The following is a 22,408-nucleotide window of genomic DNA, read 5'->3' as shown; positions in this document are numbered from 1 at the left end:
GGTCAGGAAGGTGGACGCGGCCAGCACGACACCCAGCACGTAGAGGGCGCGGTCACGGCGGGTCATGAGCTGGCCTCGTTGACGACGAGAGCGGCGCGCAAGTGATCGACGCTGACGACTTCGACTCGCTCGATCTGGCCCTCGACGAGCTCGACTTCGAGCACGTCGTAGGGCTCCTCGACGGACACTCATCGGGCACCACTCCCGCGGCCGTGCAGGCAACGCTCACCGCATGCACACAACGGTTCGATCGGGATCGACCCGGCGCCGGCGATGCGGGCCTGCCGCTCCACCGACCGCACCAGGACGAACAGGGCGTACCCGCGCCGCGACGGACGCTCAGCGAGCAGCTCGACCGCCCGACGTACGGCCGACCGGCGCTCCATGTCGATCGACGACACCGGCGTGGATGCGAACCGGGCAGCGTTCTCCTGCCACACCGTGCTCATGCCGCACCCCGCTCGCTGGTAGTGGCGCGGCTGTTCAGTGGCCACCCGGAGTCGACCTCACGCCACCGCTCGTCCCGCTTGCGCTTCCAGAAGTCGCGCAGGCCGTCCGACTGCTCGGCGCGCCAAGTCACCTGATGCTTGTGCAGGGTGGCCAGCTTGAGACGCGCGGTGTCGGGCCACGCCGCAGCGAGCTTCCCCGCAAGGCGGATCGCGGCAATCGCGTCGGCATCAGCCGAGTGCGCACCCGGGAGTACGACGCCATAGTGCTTGCAGAGACTCGTCAGCGTCCGGTCCGTAACTCCGCAGCCCCCGCACTGCACCCGGCCGCCTCGGCAGCCACCGCACTCGTGGAGCTTGGCATCGGCGTCGCAGCCCGGTGCCTTGTAGCAGCTCTTGCGGAACACATCGAACTGCTTCTCCAGGACCATCGGGTCGATGACGCCGCGGATCCCACCACGCCTGTCAGACAGCGGCTGGAGGCTCTGGCGGCCGAGCTCGGTCTCCAGGAGCGTGAGGTCGTAGGCGGCGTTATGCACCACCAGCGGGGCCTCGGCCTCCATCGCGGTCCACGCCTGGGCTGCGATCTCGGAGATCGCGCCCTTCCGGGACAGCGGCATCTCGTTGCGTCCGGTGAGGCGGAGGGCGTCACGGCCGCGGAGTCGTTCTCGTAGCCTGTCGGTGGTCCAGCCGTGGACGTCCGAGGCCTCCTGGGGGATGTCGGTGCCGGGGTCGATGAGCCACTGGATGGTGGTCGGTCGCTGACCGGGGCGGGTGTGGACGATGGCGGCGGTGACGATGCGCGCCTCGAAGGGGTCGATCCCCGTTGTCTCGGTGTCGAGGGCGACCATGGGGCCCTCGTGCCACTTCACGGCGGTCACGAGGCACCGCCATGCTCCGGCCTGTCGAGCAGGTCGTGCACGCGCTGCAGGTCGATCACGGCCACGTCGCGCAGCTCGTCGTCGCCGTCCTGGGTCGCTGGCCACTGCTGGGTGTCGTCGGGCTCGAGATACTCAAGGGATCGGCGCAGCTGGGCCAACTTGCGCTCGGCGGCCAGTGCGCGATCGTTCTGCTCGGCCCACTTGGTGCTACGGGCCATCAGAATGCGGTCGATGGCCTCAGCCAACGGTGGCCGGCCACCCCAGGTGCCCCTCTCGCCGTGGTAGCCGGGCTCGCCGTAGAGCTTGCGGTGGAGGGCGTCGAACTCGGTCTCGTCCTTACGTGCCTGCCGCAGTACAGCGTCGAACCCATAGGAGTCCCTCCATGCAATGAACGGGCCGGCGTCCTGAATGGGCCACTCGTAGCCGGTGGCAGTGGACGGGTTGTGCTCGGCGCGCTGCCAGCCGGTGCCGTACTGCCGGCGGCGGTAGACCATGCCGGTGGTGAGGCACAGCAGCGCCGACACACCCTCGTCAGGTTCGGGGCCGGTGGGCGCCCACACGGTGCCGAACTGGGGGTCCTCCTGCACCATCGACAGTGCCTGCTCGGCCTGGGTCCGGTAGAACTCGTGCTGCACCAGCAGCTCGGTCAGCGCTGTGATCCGCTCGTCCGCGGCCGCAGCAACGACGAGCGCCTCCGCGTACCGAGTGGCCCGCATGTGAAGGCCCTCTTCGACGGGTCCGACGGGCTGCTGGGGGACGGCCTTGTGGTCGGTGTCGAGCTCGAACTTGCGGTGCTTCCACTCGCGGGACCACCGCTCTATGGGGGCGCCGCAGCCGTCGTGGCCACACCAGTCGTAGTCGTAGCTCATGCCGCCACCTCGCCGGTGAGGAGACCGAGGTAGTGGGTCAGCTCGGCCGCGGACGCCGAGTCGGAGGTGACCCCGCCCATCAGGGACGCGAAGTGGTCCTGCAGGTCGGGCAGCGACATCCCGCGCTTGCCCGCCTCGGAGACGATGCGCTGCCAGATCGCGTCCTCGTCCTCGCCCGTGGGCGGGTCGACGAGCTGGGCGTCAACGATCCCGTCAGCGTCCGGCACAGCCGCAGCCGCAGGAGCAGCGGCCGGGGGACTCGCCACCGGCTGCTGTGCCGCGACCTTGATCTCCTCGGCCCGCTTGGCCAGATGGTCCGAGAGTCCCTGGGTCATGTGGCCGGCTTCGTTCGCACGGATCCACAGGCTGCGGATCTCGTCCGCGGTCTCGAGGTCGGCGGCCAGGGCGACATAGTCCGGCCCAGCAGCGGCCAGCGCGGGGGTCTCGGCCACGGGGCCGCCGGCGAGCGCAGGGGCAGCGACACGACCGTGGCCGGCCATCAGTTGCGCAGGGGTCACGTCGACCTCGATGATCGGCACCATGTAGTGGCGGGTCAGCGGCTTGTCGCCTGTGTTGTCGATCGAGGTGCGCTGCTCGAGGGAGAGCCACCCGTTGACGTAGCCGCCGGCGGCCGCGAGGAACTCGGCTACGTCGGGGAGCTCGATCGCTGCGTTGAACCCATGGGTCTCGACGCGCCAGACACCGATGCCTTCGACGTCGCGGAGTACGACGTTGAGGCGGGTGGTGGGCTTCTTGATGGCCTCGAGGTGCTTGGGGTCCTCGGGGTCGCACGGCTCGTCGGTCAGCACGTTGGTGCGGCCGTCGCACCGGTGCTGGCACCCGGCGCGAGTCCAGAACTCGTACCACTGGGACACGGGCTGCGGGGGCACCATGATCGGCACTCGTGCGGTGTCGGAGATGACCTCCCACTGCTGGGTGCCGCCGGCGGGGGTCCACTGGCGGGCTTCGCCGCCGTAGAGCTCGGCGATCTTCGTGAGGAGTGCCTGGGAGTGTCCGGTGAAGCGGAAGCGGTCGAGCTTCTGGGGTGCGCCGTTGGCGGACTTCTGGCCGAGGCGGATCCGGCCGAGCTCGCGAGCGCGCTTCTGGAGATCAAGGATCGGTGACATGGTCACGCTTCTTTCGTTGCGATGTGCCGGACGTAGATGAACCAGGAACCGTCCGCCTGCTCGGCGTAGCGGCCTTCCCAGTCGTGACCGGACCACCCGTTGAGTGACCGGTTGATGCGCGAGACCATGGCGGCTGCGGTGTTTCGCGAGGACACGGCGTCGATGCGCGCCCACTCCCCGGACCGAGTGATCAGGGCTGCCATGGCGTCGGCGTGTTTGGGGTTACGTCCGCGGCTTCTCCTTGTGGCGGGCGGCTCTTCCCAGATCACGGCCATCACGCCACCGCCTCAGCCGCGACAGGCACCTGCAGCGGCCGGCCGATGACCGGGTGATCGGCCTTGGCTGATGCCATCCGGGACGACCACTCGTCGACCATCTGCGCGTGCCGGAAGTACCGGTACTGCAGGTCTCCGCACCGTGCCGGGTAGATCCGGTAGCCCTCCGGCCGCAGGTGCAGCACGACACCGACCTCAGCGGTCACCGGCATATCGACGACCGACCCGTCACGCAACCAGGCCTTGGTGGCCTTCCGGTAGGCCGACATCTGCAGCCCGGCCTCGGGGTACACCCCGTGGACGTGGCCAGCCGAGGTGATGCGGTCCCACTCGCCACCGGTCTTCGTGTCACCCATCAGGTCGACCTTCGGCGGCACCACAAACCCAGCGGCACGCAGCGAGTCACCGATGAGGCCCAGGCCGGCGAGGGTGAAGTCCAAGGTCCCGGCGTACCCGTCCACGGGGTTGGCCACGACCATCTCCGAGGCGGTCCACACCGGGTCCCACTCGGCCTCGAACCGCAGGAAGTTCGCCAAGAACGGTGCGAGCTCAGGCCCGTCGATCGCCCACTCGGTCTCACCGACCTTGATCGACTCGGGCAGCTGCGTGCCGAGGAGCCGGGACTCAACGACCTTGTGGACCAGCGAGCCGACCTCGGCGCGCTCGTCCTTCTTCCTGGTGTGCGCCCGCAGGACCCACGAGCGGAGCTCGGCGAGCTGCTCGGGGTGCCGTGACGCAACGACGAGTGCGGGGAGGTTGTCGATCGCGGAGTCGGTGCACTGCTGCGCGGCCCAGAACATGAGGGCCGGCTTGGGGACGCCGCCGCCGAGGATGGTGGTGACCGAGCGCAGCCGGTCGCCGGTGCTGTGGTCGGCGTAGTAGCCGTTGCCCTGACGGGCGGGGATCGGGCCCTTGTCCTTCTTCCTGGGCTGGGCCTTGTGGTCCATGACGCGGCCCTCGACCGGCGGGACGTTGTCGCCGTCGATCATCAGCGGGCCGGTCAGCTCCATCTGGCTCGGGTCGCTCATGACGCACTCCCTGCGATCTTGCGGAGCGTCTTGACCTGGGCGAGCGAGGCGTCGAGGTAGGCCTGCCACTCCGCGTTGAGCGGGATGGTGGCCGGAGCGACGTCGTCGGGGTGGGGGTCGTACCCACGCTCGTACGCGTCGTCGTGGCGTTGGGTGTGTCGTGGTCCGCAGGGGATCATCAGGCACCCCGCTCGTCGTCGAGGTCGCCGTAGTAGAGGTCGGCGTCGAAGTCGAAGACCTCACCGTCCGGCTCCTGCACGTCGTCGGCGTGCTCGTCGGCCCAGTAGCGGCGGGGTGCAGCAGCCTGCGACCAGGCAAGAGCCACACCCGTGTCGGACAGCGTGTACGGGATCGGGGCGTCCAGCGGGAGCTCGTAGGAGATCTCCTCGGAGATCTCGTCCAGGGTGAACACCGGGCCGGTCAGGCGCCGGCGTACGACGGGGGCGACAGCGAACGTGCCCAGCACGCAGGCCACGAGGATCAGCACGGTGATCATCGGCAGAACCCCCGCACGATCAGGCCGTTGTCGACGCCGTTGATCTCCTGCTCGAGTGCGGCCCCGGTGAGGTCAGCACCCACGTAGACGGTGTCGCCGTTCGGGAGCGTCACCACAGAGTGGCCCGGGAGCACCCCGACCATGTCGGCCGGCGGACCCTCAGCCCTGGTCCAGCAACCGTGTTCGACCACGAGTGCGGCAGGGGAGCCGGTGGTCAGCGGGCGGGCCAGGGTCGGCATGTTGGAGAGGTCGACACCGACACCGTTGTCGGGCGCCGGGACCGCGGCCTGCATGCCGATCAGGGTCACGACGTACGCGGCCGCGATCAGGCCGACGGCGAGCTTCCAGCGCAGCTGGTGCCACACAGTGCGCCTCATGCCGACACCTGCTCAGCGGCGTCGGCGTCGCACGCCTCAACAGCGGTGAGGACCGGCTGACGGTTCGCGAGCATCAGACCCGAGATCTCCACCCGCACACCGACACCGGGAAGCCGACCGTGTGCGGTCCACCGGATGACCGGCCCGAACAGTTCGGCGAGCTTGCCCCCGGTGATGGACTCCTGCTCGGTCTCGTCGATGACCAGGGTTGCGGCCCAGGCGGCGAACGTGTGCGGCGGCAACGGCATCCGGATCGGCTGGTCGTAGGTGCCCGGGTCGATGCTGAACGGCACGGGCAGCTGGTGGGTGGTGGCGTGGTCGATGACCGCATAGAGCGCGACCCACGTGTGGCCGGCCGGGACCGTCGTGGCGATCATGCCGACACCGGCGTTGTCGAGTTCCACATGGATCCGTCCTCATCGATGAACACGGGGAACATGCCGACGACGTCGAGGTCGGGATCGGCCAGCCATGTCTCGGCGAGCACGTCGACGTGCTGTACGTCTGCCTGCCGCTGGAACCCGGCAAGTCGGGCGGGCTGCCCGCGCCAGTAGTCCTGGCGGGCGATCGAGCCGTCAGCCTCGACGTGGTACGGGTAGGGCAGCGGCTTCCGCACGTCGTATGAGCCGTCCGCCGTGTTGGCGATGTGGATCGCTTTGGGCGGTGCAGCGCTGGTGGTGCTGTTCGTCTCCGACATGGGAGACTCCTTTCAGTTCGTGCGCCTCGGTCTCGCTTGTCGGTGGGCCGGGGCGCCGGCTATTTCGGGGTGGTTCAGGACGCCTTCGCGGCGACGTGGGGACACGGCTGGCCGAGGACCCAGGCGTCGAGGCAGTCGATGTGGATCCGCCAGGACGAGCGGCCGGGAACGGTCTGACCGCCGTGCAGGTCGCCGGCCTCGCAGGCTCGACGCACCGTCTCCGGGTGCCGATCGGCGCGCTCACCGGCCTGCCGAGTCGTCAGCCAGATCTGGTTCGCCTTCATGCCACGGCCTGGGCGGGGTGCTTGATCGCGATCTGCTCGACGTCGAGCAGGCGAGCGGCGCGGGCGAGGATGTGGTCCGGAAGGGGTTTCCGGCCCGCCTCGATGTTGGAGAGGTAGGCGTACGAGATGTCGATCTCGGTGGCGAAGTCTCCGAGCTTCCAACCCCTCGTGGTCCGGATGGTGCGGAGGGTCGCTCCGACGCGCTGGCGCTCGGCCAGCTGCTCCGGGGAGATGATCTTCGGGTTCATACGGAAGACGATAAGGAACACTGGGGAACGTGTCAAGGGAAACAGGGAAGTTGATGCAGAAGATCACGTTTCCGCAGGTCAAAGCCCCACATGAGTCCGTAGTTACAGGGCGGTATTCCCGATCAAGTGCCTCGGTGTACGGATTCCTGGGGGTTGATGTTCCCTGTGTTTTCCGGAAACAGTTCAGCCATGAGCAACCAACGAGGACCACCAAGTGGCGCAAACCGAAACACAGCGGCGAGCTAGCCGGGCGGTAGCAAGGTGGCTTGCTCACCGTGAAGCGAACACCGCCTGGTTAGTACGTCAGACAGGCTCGGACCCAGGAACAATCGGCGACTTCCTCAACGGGAACCGGTGGCCGAAGTTCAAAACCCAGGGACGCATCGAAAAGGCGCTCTCCTGGCCGGCCGGAACTCTTACGGCGATCGCCGATGGCGCCGATGCGCCCGACCCGGATGTGAACCAACCCGAGAATGTCGGTGGGGACACCCATGATCCCGAGGACAACGAGCTGTTGTACCGCCGCCCCGACAACCTGTCGGATGCGGAGTGGGAACGAGTCAAGGCTGAATCACGGGGGTTCATCGAATGGCAGATCGAGAAGGCGTCGCGCGAGCGGTGACGTACGACCCTGGTCGTGACGCTGCCGAGCGGTACCCCGACTGGGTCATCCGGCACCGGCCACTCAGCCACGGGATCCCCGAGGTGTTGTGTCGCCGGCGCCGGGTGATCCTGATCGCCTCGCACCAGGATTGGGCCAGCAAGCGGAGCTCGTTGGCGCACGCGGTGGCGCACCTCGACCTCGGCCACTGTCATGAGACCGCGCGGTTCTTCAACCGTCAGCACGAGGTCGAGGCCAACCAGATGGCCGCCCGGCGGCTGATCTCGCTACCTGCGCTTGCGGATGCCCTGTGCTGGACCCGCGACTATCACGAGATCGCGGGCGAGCTCGACGTCGACGTGGAGCTGCTCAAGGTTCGAGAGACGCATCTACACGCCACCGAGCGCGGATACCTACGTCGCGCCGTTTCTAACTTGGAGGCAAGCGCATGAAGATCAGATTGACGAGCGCCGCGGTGGCGACCATGTCGGTGGTGGCACTGTCAGGCTGCGGAAGCGACGGAAACCAAGGCGGCACCGATGTAGGCAAGTACGAGCAGACCTGGCCACGCGCCTATAGCGAAACGACCTGCGACGATTGGGCCGACGAAATGACCGGCCAGCAACACTTCGCTGCGGCGGCCGACATGTTGACGTCCGCGCGCAACAAGATCGACGGCGGCGAAGGCCTGCCACCAGACAGCCTGATCGAGCGTTTTCAGTCCGACATTGCCTCGACATGCCAGATCGAAGGCACGCTGACCATCACGGATGCCGTTTACGTGGTCTACAACGACGACCCCTCGTACAAGCCGTGAGCGCTACGGCCCGGCACCTGCTGGAGCACCTGCACGCGGCAGAGCGTGGGCTGGTTGAGGCAACGATTGGAGGGGCAGGGATGAAGCACATCATCACGGTCGGAGGCGTGGTCCTAGCGCTTGGGGTGCTGTCTGGTTGCGGTGGCGAACCGCAGTCGAAAGCGGAGCCCAAGGAGCCCGAGACGTTCTTCGTCCGCGGCACGATGCGGCTCATTGATCACAGCGGGATCAACTACGAGTTCCGCGGCAAACGTGATGAATTGTGCTGGGGGGAGGACGGGTATAGCGACGTGTCCGGGAGAGCATCCGTAGTGATCAGGAACAGCGGTGGCGAACGGATTGGCCTTGGCTCGCTCGGCCCTGGCCGGGTGTCCGACAACGTCAAGGAAACGTTGCTTTGGACGTGTGACTTCGCGATCGCGGTTGATGACGTCCCGATTGACGGTGAGATCTACACCGTCGAGGTGGCGAGCCGCGGCGAGGTCACGTTCAAGCTCGAGGATGCCGAGTCCCTCGAGGTGTCGCTCGGATGACGTACAAGGTGTCGGGGTGAGTCGTGGCGTGGGCTGAGCGTCTGCAGTCAGGTCGTTACCGCGGCCGCTACCGCGACGCGTACGGCAAAGCCCGCACTCTCGACGAGACGTTCACGCACAAGGCTCGTGCGGAACGGGCCGCCGGCGCGGCCGAGGAAGCTGCGCGTCGCTCGATGGTCGCCGACCCCGACGCTGGGCGGCGTCCGTGGGGAGACTGGTGTGAGGAGTGGTGGCCGACCCGACAGGTCGAAGAGCAGACCCGGCTCACCGACGAGGGGCGACGCCGCAACTATCTCGAGCCCCGTTGGGGGACCGTGCCCCTCGGGACCATCCGCCGGCACGACGTCAACGCCTGGATCACCGCGCTGCGGTCGCGCGGAGTCGGCCCGGGCGTCATCACCCATGTCGTACGCCTGTTCTCAGTGTCGCTCTCGGCCGCCGTCGACGCCGAGATCATCCCCACCAACCCCGCGGCCCGGATCAAGCTGCCGCCAGCAGCCGTGGCTGTCGAGCGGTTCCTCACCCGGGAGGAGTACTCCGCCGTCCGAGCTCAGCTCCCCACCGACCTCGACCAGCTGATCGCGGACTGGCTGGTGAACACCGGGATGCGTTGGGGCGAGATGGCCGGTCTCCACCGGCACCGCTACGAGCACGGCCGCGAAGTCGCACGAGTGGTCGAGACGTTCGAGGAGAAGCCGGGCACCATCAAGGCCTACCCCAAGGGCCGGCGCATCCGCAGCGTCCCGTTGCCGACATGGCTTGTCGACGAAGTCGAGGGGCTGCTTGACCCGGACCCGGGGGCGTGCGGACTGCTCCACCGCGACGGGCAGGCATGTCGCTCAGGGCTGCTCCTCACGTCGTCACAGGGCAGCGTGATGCGGAACTCCAACTGGGCCGAACGGGTGTGGCAGCCGGCGGTGCGGCGCTCCGGTGTTGGGCACTGTCGGATCCACGATCTGCGGCACACCTACGCGTCGTGGCTGATCCAGGCGGGGGTGTCGCTGGCCGAGATCGGGAGGCTGCTCGGGCACATCTCGCCGATCACCACGCAGCGGTACTCGCACCTGGCCGAGACTCCCCGCGAGAAGGTCCTCGCGGCGCTCCCTGCCCCAGATCTGCCCCACGTGGTGATCGATCTGCCGGGCGCGTGACACGTCGTTGCAGGTGAGATGTGGTGCCCCCGGGTGGATTCGAACCACCGACCGGCGGATTAGAAGGCCGCTGCTCTATCCAGCTGAGCTACGGGGGCTGGGCGCGACCATTGTGACGGATCACGGAGTGCGTTACGCAGGTGCCACCCCGTGACACCTGGGTACGGCACTGAAGCCCTAGCGGTGTCGCGGGATCGTGATCCGGTTGCGGTGGAGGTCGACTGTCCACATCGGGCGGTCGTCGTCGTCCGGTGAGGGGAGCAGCGCTCCCTGGTTCTTCCTGCTCTCGAGGTCGAGGTCGGCCCGGGAGCGCGCCGGGTCGAAGACGTCGATGAAGTTTCCCATCGCGTCCCTCACCCCGCCGGTTCGAGCACGCGGCGAGGTCAGGGTCCGGTGCCCGGCCCAGAGCGCGAGAACGAGAAGTACGACGGCCGCCGGGCCTACCACCCACACCGTGGACATGTCCCGAGAGTAGCCCGCGATTCCACGAGCTCAGTCGCAGTTGTCGCAGATCCCGGTCGATGGCAGCACCATGAAGCAGGTCGGGCAGAGGGGAGCCGGTGCCGGTTCGGGCTTGCGTGCCGTCGTGCGACGGGTTGCCGGTGCGGCTGGGCTCCTGGGACGGCTCGTGCCGGCCGCTCGGCGTACTGGTTGGGCTCGAGGTGGAAGCGCCGGCTCTCCACCGCCGGGCGGCAGCTCGGCCCCGTGCACGCGGTAGCAGTCGAGCCGCTCCTCCGCCGCGTGCTGCTCCGGGTCGGTGACCGTGTCACCGCGGACCGTGGCCACGGTGTCGGCGTACCAGTCGCTCATCTGTCCGCCGGGGCCGACACAGAGCGCGCCGAGCAGCGGCTCGCGGCGCTGTTGGCACGCCCTCGCGACCCGGTACAGCACGTCGCCGAGCCACAGTCCGGCCGCCTGGCGGTTGCGGATGCGGGTGCGTTGCTGCACGGCCTCGGCAAGCTCGGCGACGGTGATCACCGCGTGGTAGTCGGCCGCGGTGTCCGACAGGATGTGTCGGGCGGCCAGTGCCCACGTCTCCCGGGCGGTCTCGGTGTCGAGCGTGCGGGCTTCGATCCAGGCAACTTCATCCACGGCCTGAACCTAGCTGGCGGCGTGCCGGTACAACGCATCGTCCTCTGCCCCGTACTTGCGGCGCAGGCGCCAGAGGCAGACCCCGGCGATCGCGATGGCCGCCATCGAGACCCACACGATGAGCCGCAACCCGAAGATGTCGTCGAAGCGGACGGGATCGATCCTGATGTTCTCGATCCACATCCGCCCGGATGCGTAGGCACGGATCGGGACGACGCCGAGGTGGATCACGACCTGGCTGGGGCTCGGGCTGAACAGCGAGCGCACGTTTCAGCCTCTCGAGCGGTCGACGACGGTTAGCGTGACTGCCATGTATGCCGGCACCGACTTCTACTGCGACGTGGCGATCCCGCGCACGCAGAAGCTCGACGTTGTCCACGAGTCCCACGAGGTGCTCGCCTTCCACCACACCCGGCCGCACTGGCGCCATCACGTGGTCGTCGTACCCAAGCGCCACATCGGGTCCTTCACCACGATCACCCAGGACGACGAGGTGGTGGCGCGTGAGCTGTTCGAGGTGGTGCTGCGGGTGGCACGGGAGGTCGAGGAGGAGTACGGCGAGGCGGCGGTCCTCACGAACCTCGGCCGCTACCAGGACTCCAAGCACCTGCACGTGCATGTGCACGCCGGGCCGAAGCGGGACGCGTGAGCCACGACCCCGGGCATCCGGGAGCGGTGGACGACCGGTGGCGCCCGGGCAGCGGTGGGACGAGCGGTGTGGACTGGGTTCGCACCGGTTTGGCCGGACTGATCGGCCTGATCGCGGTGGCCCTGCTGTCTGTCAGCTGGCTGCTGGTGGTGGCTGCCGTGCACGTGACGTCGCCCGACCACCCTGGCCGGGTCGCGGCGGTGGCGTTGGCGGTGCCGCAGCTGCGCGACGAGGCGGCCGAGTCGCTGGTGTCCGACGTCGAGGAGAAGCTGGAGCGAGACCTCCAGCCGGCCGAGAGGCAACAGCTCGTGCGCACGCTGGACGACGTACTCGCCTCGGCCGAGGTCGAGCGATCGCTCATCGACCTTCGGGTGGTCGACGGCACCCTCGACGCACGACCGTTCCTCGCGGTGGTGAGTGACCAGCTGAACGACCCAGCCGAGCAGTCCGCCGCGACGGGGGACGCAGCAGCCGTGCTGGAGCAGCTCGCCACCGGTGCCACGAGTCCTGAGGTCGACGGGGTCGGCCCGATGGACGAGGACATCACCTCCGGCCTCGAGTCCGTCCGTAGGCTCACGCTCGGTGCTGCGGTGGTCGCCGCGGTGCCCGCAGTCATCGCCGCCCTGATCTGCATCGCCATCGCCAGACGACGCGGTCGGACGGTCATGGCAGTCATCTCGGGGTCGCTGCTCGGGGCGGCCCTGGCGCTGACCCCGGCCGGGTCGGTCCTCGGGGACGCCCTCGGCCCGGCCGTCACCACCGTCGGATCGATCGCGGGAAGCGGCACGGTGTGGACCCTGGTCCTCGCAGCTCTCGTGGCGCCGACGGTGCTGGTCGCGGTCCGTGCCCGGCGCGGTCAGCGCGAGAGCAGCATCATCACTTCGTAGTGCCGCGTCTGCGGGAACATGTCGAGGAGCACCGCCTCGACCGGCCGCAGTGACGGCATCAGTGCGAGGTCCCGAGCGAGCGACTCGGCGTTGCAGCTCGAGTAGACGACGTGCCGCACGTCTGATGCCTCGAGCCACGTCGCGAGCTCGGGCCCGATGCCGCGGCGTGGTGGGTTCACGATGACCAGCTCCGGCGCGGCCGACGAACCCACCGCGTACGCCGTGGCGTCAGCAGCGACGAACGTGACTCCGGTGAGCCCCGACTCGGCGGCCGTGAGCGCCGCGGACTCGACGGCCGACGTACTCACCTCGATGCCGGTCACCTCCCGGCCCGGCGCAGCCCTTCGAGACGCCTCGTCCCTCGGCTCCTCAGGAGAGCCGCAGTGCAGCGCGAAGCCACCGACTCCGCAGTAGAGGTCCCAGAGCGAGGCAGGCGCCAGGTCGGAGACCCACGAAGCTGCCTGCTGGTAGAGCGACGTGGCCACCACCGTGTTGGTCTGGAAGAACGACTGCGGCTGCAGGTGGAGATCGAGGTCGCCGACCCGCATCGTCAGCGTCTCGGCCGGCGTCAGCACGATCTCGCGCTCGCCCTCCAGCACCGCCTTGTGCTCCGGCTGCAGGTTCACCGACACCACGCAGACCTGCGGCAGCTCGTCGAGCAGGACCGGCAGGTGCTTGCGGATCCGGGTCACCGGCTCCTGCGACCGCAGCACGAACCGCACCATCAGCTCACCCGACGGCGCCTCCGTCACCAGCAGGTGCTTGAGCTCGCCCTGCCTCGTCCCGATGTCGTACGGCGCCAGCCGGGCCGTCGCGACGAACGTCGCGAGCACCGGCAGCACGGCCTGGAGCCCGGGGGAGTGCAGCCCGCAGTCGCGCAGGTCGACGCCGTCACCCGACGGGTCGAGGATCCCGATCGTCGGTGCGTCGACGGTGCCCGCCACGACCATCTTGGCCTTGTTGCGGAACGCCGACTCCGGGCCGGTCACCGCCGGCAGCCACGTCAGCCCGGGGGAGGCGACGAGCGAGCGACAGTGCAGTTCCTTGTCGCGCACCTGGTCGTCGTACCCGATCTCGAGCAGGGTGCAGGAGCGACACCGGAAGGCGTCGTAGTGGTGGCACTCCATGGACTGGTCAGCCGCGGAGGCGGCCCATCCACTCCTCGACCTCGGCCGACGTGCGGGGCAGCGACGCGGAGAGATTTCGGTAGCCGTCGGCCGTCACGAGGATGTCGTCCTCGATGCGGATGCCGATGCCACGCAGCTCCTCGGGCACGAGCAGGTCGTCCTCCTGGAAGTACAGACCCGGCTCGACCGTCAGCATCATGCCCTCGGTGAGGTCGCCCTTGGGGTAGACGTCGGCGGACGCCCGGCCGCAGTCGTGCACGTCCATGCCGAGCATGTGTGAGGTGCCGTGGAGGGTCCAGCGCGCGTAGATCTTCTTCTCGGGATCCAGGGCTGCCTCGGCAGAGATGGGCAGCAGGCCCATGTCGTCGAGCCCGTGCGCGAGCACCTCCATCGCGGCGTTGTGGGCGGCGAGGAACGGCACGCCCGGACGGACGGCTTCGATGCCGGCCTGCTGCGCCTTGTAGACCAGGTCGTAGAGGTCGCGCTGCACCTGGGTGAACGTGCCGTCGACCGGGAGGGTGCGCGTGACGTCGGCGGTGTAGAGGTTGTTGCCCTCGACGCCCATATCGAGCAGCACCAGCTCGCCGGGCGTGATGGGTCCGGTGTTGTCGATCCAGTGCAGCGTGGTGGCGTGCTTGCCGCCCCCGACGATGGAGTCGTAGCCGATGTCGTTGCCCATGGCGCGGGCCCGGCGGAAGAAGGTGCCCTCCAGCCAGCGCTCGCCGAACTCGAGGACGCGGTCCCACTCACGCACGGAGTCCTCGAAGCCGAGGGTGGTGATGTCGCACGCCTCTTGCAGCTCGGCGACCTCCCACTCGTCCTTGACCAGTCGCATCTCGGAGGCCACCCGGGCCAACTCGTCGTCGGTGGTGATGTCGCGGGTCTTGCGGTCGTCGTCGAAGGACGGCAGGTCGTCGACGTGGCGCACCTCGATGCCGAGCGAGTCGGACATCTCCTTGACCGACGGGCGTCGGCCGGCCCACAGCTCGCCGTACTGCCGGTCGCGGAAGAACTCGTCGGTCTCTCGCGACGAGCGCGGCCGGGCATACAAAATGGCCTCGCCAGCAGCGTCTCCATAGATCACGAGCACGGCATCGCTCGTCTGGTTGCCGCTGTAGTAGGTGTGCGCGGTGTCGGACCGGAAGCGGTAGTCGGTGTCGTTGGAGCGCATCTTGAACGTGCCCGACGGCAGCACGAGCCGCTCGCCGGGGAACGCCTCGGCGAGCCTGGCGCGTCGCGCTTCGGCGTACGACGTGACGGGGTGCGGTGGCAGGTCGAGCTCGCGCTCGCCCCAGCCGGTGCGCATGAAGGCGGCGTACGCCGCGGGCACCGCCGGATCGTGCGACTCGGTGTGCAGCTCGTCAGTGACGGGTGCCCCGGTCTCGCTGGTGGATTCGCTTGCGGCCTGTGGTGTCTGGTCGGTCACAGACCGCACTCTACGCCGTGCATGGGGTCGGCTCCGAGCTGCTCGGATAGGCTGCCGCCCATGGTCGCGTACCGTCGAGAGACCCGTCGAGACGGAGTTGCCTTCACCGTCGTCGTCACGGTGCTCTCGCTCGCCGGAGCCCTCGCGATGGGCCTCGTCATCGCCCTGTCGGGGGCTCCCGGGTCGCTCCTGCTGGCGACCGCCCTTGCCGCGCTTCCGGTGGGTCCGCTGGTCGGCTGCTTCCTGTGGCTCGACCGCTACGAACCCGAGCCGCGCAGTCTGCTCATCGCCGGCCTGGTGTGGGGGGCCGTCGTCGCGACCGCCGCCGCGCTGGTGTTGCAGGGCGTCGGCGGCTGGCTGGGTGGCTTCGACGACATGAGCATGCTCGCGGTCGTCGCGCCGGTGACCGAGGAGGCGACCAAGGGCCTCTTCCTCTTCCTTCTCCTGTGGTGGCGCCGGCACGAGCTCGACGGCGTCCTCGACGGCATCGTCTATGCCGGCCTGGTCGGCGTCGGCTTCGCCTTCACCGAGAACATCCTCTATCTCGCCGCGGCCTACAACGGCACCGACGGCATCGGCCCGGGCGGCACCGAGGCGCTCACCGGCACCTTCGTCGTGCGCTGCCTGGTGAGTCCGTTTGCGCACCCGCTCTTCACCGCGTTCACCGGAATCGGTGTCGGTCTCGCGGTCTCCAGCCGCACCGGCCTCGGCCGATGGCTCTTCCCGCTGACGGGTTACGCCGTCGCCGTGCTCGCGCACGGCCTGTGGAATTCCGCAACCCTCGGCGGCATCGACAACTTCGCGAGTGTCTATCTCACCCTGATGGCACCGGCCTTCGTCGCGCTGATGCTGTTCGCCGTGTGGCGACGGCGGTCCGAGCAGGTCATGCTCACCGCAGCTCTGAACGACGCTGCCCGCCGTGGCCTGCTGCCTGCGACCGACATCCCCTGGCTGGTCGGTCTCGGCGCCCGCCGCGCGGGCCGCGCGCACGCCCGCGAGGTCGGCGGTGAGGCCGGCGAGCGCGCGATGCGCGACTATCAGCAAGCCGCGGTGGAGCTGGGCTTCCTGCATCATCGGTACCTTCGAGGTACGCCGCCGCCCGACTTCGAGGTGCGCGGACAGCAGTACGTCGACCGGCTGGGTGCCGTTCGTCCCTATATCTCCTTCCCTGGACAGGTGGTACCCACCCGATGAGCGACACCCCTCGCCACGGCGCAAGACGCGGGGCAACCGACGCGCAGGACGGTGACGCCGCCAGCAACCGCATGCTGACGGCGCTCGTCCGGCTGCGCGGCTCCCTGCAGGAGATCGGCCTGCCGCTGGAGATCCCGGGGGTCGAGGAGCAGCGGCAGTCGCAGCGCGAGATGGTCGACCAGCTCGAGGACTACGTCATCCCGCGACTGATGACCATCGAGGCGCCGATGCTGGCCGTGGTCGGCGGCTCGACCGGCGCCGGCAAGTCGACGCTCGTCAACTCGCTCGTCGGTCGCCGGGTGACCGAGCCGGGCGTGCTCCGCCCCACGACGCGTTCGCCCGTGCTGGTGCACAACCCCGCCGATGCTCACTGGTTCGGCCAGGACCGGTTGCTGCCCGATCTCGAGCGGGTGACCCGGTCGACCAACGACCCCGAGGCGCTCCAGCTGGTCGCCTCCGACGAGATCCCGGCCGGCCTCGCGATCCTCGACGCACCCGACATCGACTCGGTCGAGGAGCGCAACCGCACCCTGGCCGCCCAGCTGCTCGCGGCCGCCGACCTGTGGCTGTTCGTCACCTCCGCCGCGCGCTACGCCGACCAGGTGCCGTGGGAATTCCTGCGCCGGGCCGCCGAACGCTCCGCCGCTGTCGCGATCGTGCTCGACCGCACGCCGCCCGACGCCGTCGAGACCGTCTCCACCCATCTGGCCCGGATGCTCGCCAGCCGTGGTCTCAAGGACTCCCCGCTGTTCACCGTCACCGAGGGGGGCGTCAACGCCGAGGGCCTGCTGCCCGCCGCTTCCGTCTCCGACATCCGCGGCTGGCTCGAGTCGCTCGCGGCCGATGCCGAGGCCCGCACGGCGGTCGTCAAGCAGACCCTCGACGGCGCGATCCGCAATCTCACGCGTCGTACCCACCCGGTGGCGGACGCTGCAACCGAGCAGGTCGATGCCGTACGACGGCTGCGCGAGGACGCCAACAAGGCCTACGACGCGAGCATCGCCGAGATCGTTGCGGCATCCGCCGACGGCACGCTGCTGCGCGGCGAGGTGCTGGCCCGCTGGCAGGAGTTCGTCGGCACGGGCGAGCTGTTGAAGTCGCTCGAGAACCGGGTCGGCTGGATCCGCGACCGCATCGTGAACGCCGTACGCGGCAAGCCGCAGCAGGCCGAGCGGGTGACCGTGGCTGTGGAGTCCGGCCTGGAGACGCTGATCCTCGAGCACGCCGAGGCCGCGGCCGAGCGAGCTGAGGGTTCGTGGCAGTCGATGGCCTCCGGGCAGGCTCTCCTCTCCGACGCCGGTGAGGACCTCGGTCGGGCCTCCCGCGACTTCCGCCGCAGGGCCGAGCGCACGGTCCGTGACTGGCAGTCCGGGGTCCTCGACATGGTACGCAGCGAAGGTGCCGACAAGCGCTCCACCGCTCGGTTCCTGGCCTTCGGCGTCAACGGGCTGTCGGTGGCCCTGATGGTCGTCGTCTTCGCGCACACAGCGGGAGTGACGGGCGCCGAGGCCGGCATCGCCGGTGGCTCCGCGGTGCTCGGTCAGAAGCTGTTGGAGGCGGTCTTCGGCGACCAGGCCGTGCGCACCCTCGCCGAGCGCGCCCGCAAGGATCTCGAAGTCCGCGTCCGCGACCTTCTGGAGTCCGAACGGCGCCGCTACCTCGACCTCCTCGACGGACTCCCGGTGTCGCCCGAAGCCCCCGAAGCGCTGCGGCAGGCCTCGCGCCGGGTCGACGACCTGCGCTTCGCGGCCCAGCGCAAGGAGCCAACAAATGTCCTTTCGGTCGACCAGGAATCGGGAGGATCGAGCCCGGACCAATAGGCTGGTCCAGCCATTACCGGACTGCCGCCGAGGGAGACCATGACCTCCGTGCTCGAGGGAGCCAAAAAGCTGGTGACTCGCAGTTCCGACATCGGGACGCGCATCACCGGACTCGAGCAGGCCGTCACGGCCTCACGGGGTCGCGTCGACCACCAGGTCGTCGAGGAAGCGCATGTCGTCGCCGACCGGGCAGCCAGCCGCCTGCGGCTCTCCGCCGACCACACCGTCGTGGCGATCGCCGGTGCCACCGGCTCCGGAAAGTCGTCGACCTTCAACGCGCTGACCGAGCTCGAGCTCTCGGCCGTCGGCGTACGTCGTCCCACCACGTCGTGGGCGAGTGCGTGTGTCTGGGGGAGCGAGGGAGCCTCCGAGCTCCTCGAGTGGCTCGGCATCCCCGCGCGTCACCAGGTGACCCGCGACTCGCTGCTCTCCAGTGGCCGCGAGGACAAGATGCTCCAGGGCGTCGTCCTGCTCGACCTGCCCGACCACGACTCGACCGAGGTGTCGCACCACCTCGAGGTCGACCGGCTCGTCCAGCTGGCCGACACGCTCGTGTGGGTGCTCGACCCGCAGAAGTACGCCGACGCCGCGGTCCACGACCGCTACCTCAAGCCGCTGGCCAACCACCAGGAGGTGGTGCTGGTCGTGCTCAACCAGATTGACGTGGTGCCCGAGGGTCGCCGTGAGGCGATGCTCGACGACGTACGTCGCCTGCTCGCCGCCGACGGCCTTGCCGGTGTGCCGGTGCTGGGCGTGAGCGCCCGCGAGGGCTGGGGCGTCGACGAGCTCCGCACCGAGATCGCCAAGCGGGTCGCGGCCAAGAAGGCCACCCGCCAGCGGCTCGAGGCCGACATCAAGGCTGCGGCCACGAAGCTGCAGGAAGCCACCGGCGAGGGCAAGGTGCGCCGCCTCGCCAAGGATCGCGTAACCGCGCTCGACGACGCCTTCGCCGAGGCGGCAGGTGTGCCGACGGTGGTGAAGGCCGTCGAGGACTCCACCCGTCTGCGCGCCAACCGGGCCACCGGCTGGCCGGTCACGTCGTGGCTCTCCAGGCTCAAGCCCGACCCGCTCAAGCGACTGCATCTCGACCTCGGCAGCGCCGGCAAGGCGCTCACCGGCACGGCCCGCACGTCGATGCCACAGGCTACCCAGGTGCAGCGTGCCCGCGTCGACACCGAGGTGCGCGCGCTGGCCGACCAGGTGTCCGAGGGTCTCGCACGGCCGTGGGCGAGCGCCGTACGCCGCGCGTCGACCACCCGCCTCGACGACCTCGGCGACCGCCTCGACAAAGCTCTCGCCGGCTCCGACCTGGGCGCGACCAGGATCCCGATCTGGGCCGGCCTGGTGCGCGTGCTGCAGTGGCTGCTCATCATCACTGCTGTGGTGGGCGCGGTCTGGCTCGGTCTGCTGGCGTTCGGCGCCTACCTGCAGATCAACGACGTGCCGACACCTGAGGTGGCCGGTTTGGCGGTGCCGGCGTTGTTGCTCCTCGGCGGAGTGCTGGCCGGTGTGCTGCTGGCACTGCTGTGCCGGGTGCTCGTGGGGCTCACCGCACGCGGGCGCGCGCGAGCCGCAGACAAGCAGCTGCGCGGAGCGATCTCGGAGGTCTCCCGCGAGCTGGTCGTGGAGCCGGTCGAGGCCGAGCTCGCGGCGTACTCCTCGGCGCGCTCCGGGCTCGACGCAGCCCTGCGCTGAGCCGTAGCGGGCCGCAAACCGTCCACAGGGACCGTGTTTTCGCGGTTGTCCACAGGGCGTCGGCGGTGTCGTCGTGCCCGTCGGTGGTCGTGCGGACTCTGGTTGCTGCGACGCAACCGCGTCGCTGCTCCCACCACTGAGGACGTCACGATGAACGACACGATGATCACCTTCACCGGCTGGGTCGGCGGCAACGTCGAGCTCAACCACACCACCACGGGCACGCCCGTGGCGACCCTGCGCGTCGGCAGCACTCCGCGCCGCCTCAAGGACGGCACCTGGGAGGACCAGGAGACCATCTGGTACTCCGTGAAGGCCTGGCGCACGCTCGCCGAGAATGTCGCGGCCAGCGTCCGGCGCGGCCAGCCGGTGCTGGTCACGGGCCGGCTCGTCGCCGAGACGTGGGACCGGCCCGACGGCACCAGCTCCACCAGGCACGTCGTGGTGGCCGCGACGATCGGGCATGACCTCTCGCGAGGGCGCGCGGACTTCAGCCGGCCGCCGCGTCCGGTCGAGCAGCCTGCCGACCAGCCGGTCGAGGAGGTGCGCCAGGAGTCCGCGGCGTGACGGCCGTCAGTCGTCGGCCGGGGGAGTCCAGTCCTGCCAGGTCGGGTCCTCGGCGATCGCGCGCACCTGCTCGACGGTGAGGGCCGGCCGGTCGGCGGTGACCGGCGCGCTCCACTTCTCGCCGGAGGTGTCGTCGGAGACCAGCCCTGCACCAGGCCCTCGTCGTCGGTCAGGACGTGCGAGTCGAAGAAGGCCGCGCCCAGGCTGTCGGCGTTGAAGCTGATGCCGTACGCCGTCCCGTCGGGCCGACGCAACGGCGTGCAGTCCTTGCTGCCGACCGCACCACACAAGATGTCGAAATCGTTCGACGGCAAGACGCCGCGAGGACCGTGCAGGTCTCATCGTATTTCGGTTGGTCTTCACGCCCGACCCGCGTAGCGTGCGGGTCGTGAAGAACTCCTGAGCCGACCAACCGCCGTGAGCGGTCCGTCCGACTCCCCGGGACTCCCATGTCTTCGACCTCTTCTTCGCACACCACTGCCACCGTCACGCTGAACGACCTCGGCGTCGCGTTCGGTGCGCGCACCCTCTTCACGAGCCTCGACCTGGTGTTGGCCGCCGGCGACGTCACCGTCGTCGTCGGCGTCAACGGCTCCGGCAAGTCGACGCTGATGCGCACCATCGCCGGTGAGCTGCCGGTGGACTCCGGCACGGTCCGGGTGGCGCCGGCCGACGCGACGATGGCCTGGTTGCCGCAGGTCGTGCCCGACGGCACCGAGTCGCTGCTCGACTACGTGCGCCGACGCACAGGCGTGGCCGCAGCCGACGAGCGCCTCGAGTCGACCTCACTCGCCCTGGCCGAAGGTGGCCCGGGCGCCGACGACGCCTACGCCGGCGCTCTCGAACGCTGGCTCGCCCTCGGCGCCGCCGACCTCATCGACCGCCTGCCCGGCGTGGCGGGCCGCGTCGGACTCGACGTCGACCCGCACCGCCCGCTCGGCACGCTCTCCGGTGGCCAGGTCGCCCGGGCGTGCCTGGTCGCGGTGCTGCTCAGCCAGTACGACGTGCTCCTGCTCGACGAGCCCACCAACAACCTCGACCGCCGTGGGCTCGAGCTGATGGCCGACTTCGTGACCTCGCACGACGGTCCGGTGCTGATCGCCAGTCATGACCGGGCGTTCCTCGACCGGGTGGTCACCTCCGTGGTCGAGCTCGACCTCCACCAGCAGTCGATCGCCCACCACCCGGGCGGCTGGTCCGACTTCGTCGCCGCCAAGGAAGCGGCCCGCGCGAGAGCCTGGGCCGACTACGAGAAGTACGCCGACGCCCGCGACTCGTTGGTCACGCAGTCCCGGCAGCGGCGTGCCTGGGCCGAGAAGGGCCTGCTGGCCGTCAAGCGCGGAGACGAGCGCGACAAGCACCTGCGTGAGCGCGACAAGGCGCGCGCCGATCGGCAGGGCGCCAAGGCCTCACGCCTGCGGGACGCGGTCGACCGCCTGGACGGCGTCGAGCAGCCACGCAAGGAGTGGCAGCTGAGGTACCAGCTGACCTCCGGCCCGCCCTCGACCGACGTGGTCGGCACCCTGACCGACGCAGTCGTACGACGCGGCGACTTCACCCTCGGTCCGGTGACCCTGGCCGTCGGGCGGGCCGACCGCATCGCGCTGTTGGGCGACAACGGCAGCGGCAAGTCCACGCTGCTGGGCGCCCTGATGGGGGAGGTGCCGCTCGATGGTGGGCGGCGTTCGCTGGGTGCCCGGGTCACGCTCGGCATCCTCGACCAGGAGCGAAGGCTGATGGACACCGACGAGTCGGTCGCCGAGGTCGTAGGGCGCGAGCTCGGCGGAGCCGAACCGGGCGACGTACGCACCCTGCTGGCGAAGTTCGGTCTCGGTGCCGAGCACGTCGACCGGCCCGCCAGCGGACTGAGCATGGGGGAGCGCACCCGCGCACTGATGGCCGTCTTCCAGGGCCGCGAGGTCAACACCCTGGTGCTGGACGAACCCACCAACCACCTTGACGTCGCGGGCATCGAGCAGCTCGAGGCAGCGGTCGGAGCGTACGACGGCACGTTGCTGGTCGTGAGCCACGACGAGCGCTTCCGGGAGGCGGTCGGGGTCACCCACGAATGGCGTCTCGACGGAGGTCGGGTGAGCGTCGTCGCGCTCTGAGCGATGCGAG

The 22,408-nt window shown here is 69.4% G+C and carries 31 protein-coding genes and 1 tRNA gene; 12 read left to right on the top strand and 20 right to left on the bottom strand.

From position 1 onward, the window contains the following. Positions 1–62: 62 nt before the first annotated feature. The 14 genes from H4Q84_RS23125 to H4Q84_RS06370 form a co-directional block, all read right to left on the bottom strand. Positions 63–188, bottom strand: coding sequence for a hypothetical protein (locus tag H4Q84_RS23125; protein WP_282580316.1), 126 nt, complete (start codon positions 186–188; stop codon positions 63–65). Beyond that, the gene (locus H4Q84_RS06430) at positions 189–449 is read right to left on the bottom strand and encodes a hypothetical protein (protein WP_248582573.1); all 261 of its coding nucleotides are present in this window, start codon (positions 447–449) and stop codon (positions 189–191) included. Beyond that, positions 446–1,327, bottom strand: a complete 882-nt coding sequence (locus H4Q84_RS06425; RefSeq protein ID WP_248582572.1) for an exonuclease domain-containing protein — start codon at positions 1,325–1,327, stop codon at positions 446–448. The genes H4Q84_RS06430 and H4Q84_RS06425 overlap by 4 nt, the downstream gene beginning before the upstream one ends. Next, a complete protein-coding gene (locus H4Q84_RS06420; RefSeq protein WP_248582571.1) occupies positions 1,324–2,196 on the bottom strand; it encodes a hypothetical protein in 873 nt (290 codons plus the stop codon). The genes H4Q84_RS06425 and H4Q84_RS06420 overlap by 4 nt, the downstream gene beginning before the upstream one ends. Beyond that, positions 2,193–3,323, bottom strand: a complete 1,131-nt coding sequence (locus H4Q84_RS06415) for a hypothetical protein (protein ID WP_248582570.1) — start codon at positions 3,321–3,323, stop codon at positions 2,193–2,195. The genes H4Q84_RS06420 and H4Q84_RS06415 overlap by 4 nt, the downstream gene beginning before the upstream one ends. A gap of 2 nt (positions 3,324–3,325) precedes the next feature. After that, entirely contained in the window at positions 3,326–3,526 is a 201-nt protein-coding gene (locus tag H4Q84_RS06410) for a hypothetical protein (RefSeq protein WP_248582569.1), read from the bottom strand. A 71-nt stretch (positions 3,527–3,597) separates the two neighbouring features. Further along, positions 3,598–4,626 (bottom strand): hypothetical protein, encoded by a 1,029-nt coding sequence (locus H4Q84_RS06405; RefSeq protein WP_248582568.1) that lies wholly within the window; start codon positions 4,624–4,626, stop codon positions 3,598–3,600. Beyond that, positions 4,623–4,805: a hypothetical protein gene (locus H4Q84_RS06400; RefSeq protein ID WP_248582567.1), complete on the bottom strand. Its 183-nt coding sequence runs from the start codon at positions 4,803–4,805 to the stop codon at positions 4,623–4,625. Before H4Q84_RS06400 ends, H4Q84_RS06405 begins: the two co-directional genes overlap by 4 nt. Then, on the bottom strand, positions 4,805–5,122 hold the full coding sequence (locus H4Q84_RS06395; RefSeq protein ID WP_248582566.1) for a hypothetical protein: 318 nt from the start codon (positions 5,120–5,122) through the stop codon (positions 4,805–4,807). Before H4Q84_RS06395 ends, H4Q84_RS06400 begins: the two co-directional genes overlap by 1 nt. After that, positions 5,119–5,499: a hypothetical protein gene (locus H4Q84_RS06390; protein ID WP_248582565.1), complete on the bottom strand. Its 381-nt coding sequence runs from the start codon at positions 5,497–5,499 to the stop codon at positions 5,119–5,121. Before H4Q84_RS06390 ends, H4Q84_RS06395 begins: the two co-directional genes overlap by 4 nt. Further along, positions 5,496–5,903, bottom strand: coding sequence for a hypothetical protein (locus tag H4Q84_RS06385; RefSeq protein ID WP_248582564.1), 408 nt, complete (start codon positions 5,901–5,903; stop codon positions 5,496–5,498). Before H4Q84_RS06385 ends, H4Q84_RS06390 begins: the two co-directional genes overlap by 4 nt. Further along, entirely contained in the window at positions 5,873–6,196 is a 324-nt protein-coding gene (locus tag H4Q84_RS06380; RefSeq protein ID WP_248582563.1) for a hypothetical protein, read from the bottom strand. Before H4Q84_RS06380 ends, H4Q84_RS06385 begins: the two co-directional genes overlap by 31 nt. Positions 6,197–6,270: 74 nt before the next feature. After that, positions 6,271–6,480: a helix-turn-helix domain-containing protein gene (locus H4Q84_RS06375; protein WP_248582562.1), complete on the bottom strand. Its 210-nt coding sequence runs from the start codon at positions 6,478–6,480 to the stop codon at positions 6,271–6,273. Continuing rightward, complete coding sequence (locus H4Q84_RS06370) at positions 6,477–6,728, bottom strand: helix-turn-helix transcriptional regulator (protein WP_248582561.1); 252 nt, start codon at positions 6,726–6,728, stop codon at positions 6,477–6,479. The genes H4Q84_RS06375 and H4Q84_RS06370 overlap by 4 nt, the downstream gene beginning before the upstream one ends. Before the next feature lie 214 nt (positions 6,729–6,942). On the opposite strand from H4Q84_RS06370, the gene H4Q84_RS06365 reads away from it, so the two are divergent. The 5 genes from H4Q84_RS06365 (at position 6,943) to H4Q84_RS06345 (ending at position 9,830) form a co-directional block, all read left to right on the top strand. Next, the gene (locus H4Q84_RS06365) at positions 6,943–7,350 is read left to right on the top strand and encodes a hypothetical protein (RefSeq protein WP_248582560.1); all 408 of its coding nucleotides are present in this window, start codon (positions 6,943–6,945) and stop codon (positions 7,348–7,350) included. Beyond that, positions 7,317–7,781, top strand: a complete 465-nt coding sequence (locus tag H4Q84_RS06360) for an ImmA/IrrE family metallo-endopeptidase (protein WP_248582559.1) — start codon at positions 7,317–7,319, stop codon at positions 7,779–7,781. Before H4Q84_RS06365 ends, H4Q84_RS06360 begins: the two co-directional genes overlap by 34 nt. Next, the gene (locus H4Q84_RS06355; protein ID WP_248582558.1) at positions 7,778–8,146 is read left to right on the top strand and encodes a hypothetical protein; all 369 of its coding nucleotides are present in this window, start codon (positions 7,778–7,780) and stop codon (positions 8,144–8,146) included. The genes H4Q84_RS06360 and H4Q84_RS06355 overlap by 4 nt, the downstream gene beginning before the upstream one ends. Positions 8,147–8,226: 80 nt before the next feature. Next, complete coding sequence (locus H4Q84_RS06350; RefSeq protein ID WP_248582557.1) at positions 8,227–8,679, top strand: hypothetical protein; 453 nt, start codon at positions 8,227–8,229, stop codon at positions 8,677–8,679. A gap of 23 nt (positions 8,680–8,702) precedes the next feature. After that, positions 8,703–9,830: a site-specific integrase gene (locus H4Q84_RS06345; RefSeq protein ID WP_248582556.1), complete on the top strand. Its 1,128-nt coding sequence runs from the start codon at positions 8,703–8,705 to the stop codon at positions 9,828–9,830. Between the two features lie 21 nt (positions 9,831–9,851). Here the strand turns inward: H4Q84_RS06345 and H4Q84_RS06340 are convergent. The 4 genes from H4Q84_RS06340 to H4Q84_RS06325 all read right to left on the bottom strand — a co-directional run bounded on the left by H4Q84_RS06340 (position 9,852) and on the right by H4Q84_RS06325 (position 11,189). Further along, a tRNA-Arg gene (locus H4Q84_RS06340) sits at positions 9,852–9,928 on the bottom strand. Between the two features lie 79 nt (positions 9,929–10,007). Continuing rightward, the gene (locus H4Q84_RS06335) at positions 10,008–10,292 is read right to left on the bottom strand and encodes a hypothetical protein (RefSeq protein WP_248582555.1); all 285 of its coding nucleotides are present in this window, start codon (positions 10,290–10,292) and stop codon (positions 10,008–10,010) included. Between the two features lie 30 nt (positions 10,293–10,322). Next, positions 10,323–10,922 carry a hypothetical protein gene (locus H4Q84_RS06330; protein ID WP_248582554.1) on the bottom strand — a complete coding sequence of 200 codons (600 nt, stop codon included), beginning with the start codon at positions 10,920–10,922 and terminating at the stop codon, positions 10,323–10,325. A 9-nt stretch (positions 10,923–10,931) separates the two neighbouring features. Further along, positions 10,932–11,189: a hypothetical protein gene (locus H4Q84_RS06325; RefSeq protein ID WP_248582553.1), complete on the bottom strand. Its 258-nt coding sequence runs from the start codon at positions 11,187–11,189 to the stop codon at positions 10,932–10,934. Between the two features lie 43 nt (positions 11,190–11,232). Between H4Q84_RS06325 and H4Q84_RS06320 the strand changes: the two genes are divergently transcribed. Continuing rightward, entirely contained in the window at positions 11,233–11,571 is a 339-nt protein-coding gene (locus H4Q84_RS06320; protein ID WP_248582552.1) for an HIT domain-containing protein, read from the top strand. Further along, a complete protein-coding gene (locus H4Q84_RS06315) occupies positions 11,568–12,458 on the top strand; it encodes a hypothetical protein (protein WP_248582551.1) in 891 nt (296 codons plus the stop codon). The genes H4Q84_RS06320 and H4Q84_RS06315 overlap by 4 nt, the downstream gene beginning before the upstream one ends. Here the strand turns inward: H4Q84_RS06315 and rlmC are convergent. After that, positions 12,428–13,585 carry a 23S rRNA (uracil(747)-C(5))-methyltransferase RlmC gene (gene rlmC, locus H4Q84_RS06310; RefSeq protein WP_248582550.1) on the bottom strand — a complete coding sequence of 386 codons (1,158 nt, stop codon included), beginning with the start codon at positions 13,583–13,585 and terminating at the stop codon, positions 12,428–12,430. The genes H4Q84_RS06315 and rlmC overlap by 31 nt on opposite strands. Positions 13,586–13,592: 7 nt before the next feature. After that, positions 13,593–15,011, bottom strand: coding sequence for an aminopeptidase P family protein (locus H4Q84_RS06305; RefSeq protein ID WP_248582549.1), 1,419 nt, complete (start codon positions 15,009–15,011; stop codon positions 13,593–13,595). 60 nt (positions 15,012–15,071) lie between these two features. Between H4Q84_RS06305 and H4Q84_RS06300 the strand changes: the two genes are divergently transcribed. The 5 genes from H4Q84_RS06300 to H4Q84_RS06280 all read left to right on the top strand — a co-directional run bounded on the left by H4Q84_RS06300 (position 15,072) and on the right by H4Q84_RS06280 (position 22,398). After that, positions 15,072–16,205 (top strand): PrsW family intramembrane metalloprotease, encoded by a 1,134-nt coding sequence (locus H4Q84_RS06300; RefSeq protein ID WP_248582548.1) that lies wholly within the window; start codon positions 15,072–15,074, stop codon positions 16,203–16,205. Then, entirely contained in the window at positions 16,202–18,025 is a 1,824-nt protein-coding gene (locus H4Q84_RS06295) for a dynamin family protein (protein WP_248582547.1), read from the top strand. The genes H4Q84_RS06300 and H4Q84_RS06295 overlap by 4 nt, the downstream gene beginning before the upstream one ends. Positions 18,026–18,064: 39 nt before the next feature. Further along, positions 18,065–19,720 carry a GTPase gene (locus H4Q84_RS06290; protein WP_248582546.1) on the top strand — a complete coding sequence of 552 codons (1,656 nt, stop codon included), beginning with the start codon at positions 18,065–18,067 and terminating at the stop codon, positions 19,718–19,720. Positions 19,721–19,870: 150 nt separating this feature from the next. Continuing rightward, complete coding sequence (locus H4Q84_RS06285; protein WP_248582545.1) at positions 19,871–20,287, top strand: single-stranded DNA-binding protein; 417 nt, start codon at positions 19,871–19,873, stop codon at positions 20,285–20,287. A 449-nt stretch (positions 20,288–20,736) separates the two neighbouring features. Then, a complete protein-coding gene (locus H4Q84_RS06280) occupies positions 20,737–22,398 on the top strand; it encodes an ABC-F family ATP-binding cassette domain-containing protein (RefSeq protein ID WP_248582544.1) in 1,662 nt (553 codons plus the stop codon). The last annotated feature ends 10 nt before the right edge of the window (positions 22,399–22,408 follow it).

This window comes from Nocardioides sp. InS609-2, from assembly GCF_023208195.1.
In the GTDB taxonomy this organism is placed as follows: domain Bacteria; phylum Actinomycetota; class Actinomycetes; order Propionibacteriales; family Nocardioidaceae; genus Nocardioides.
The sequence above is the reverse complement of the archived record's forward strand: the minus strand, read 5'-3'. Positions and strand labels throughout refer to the sequence as shown.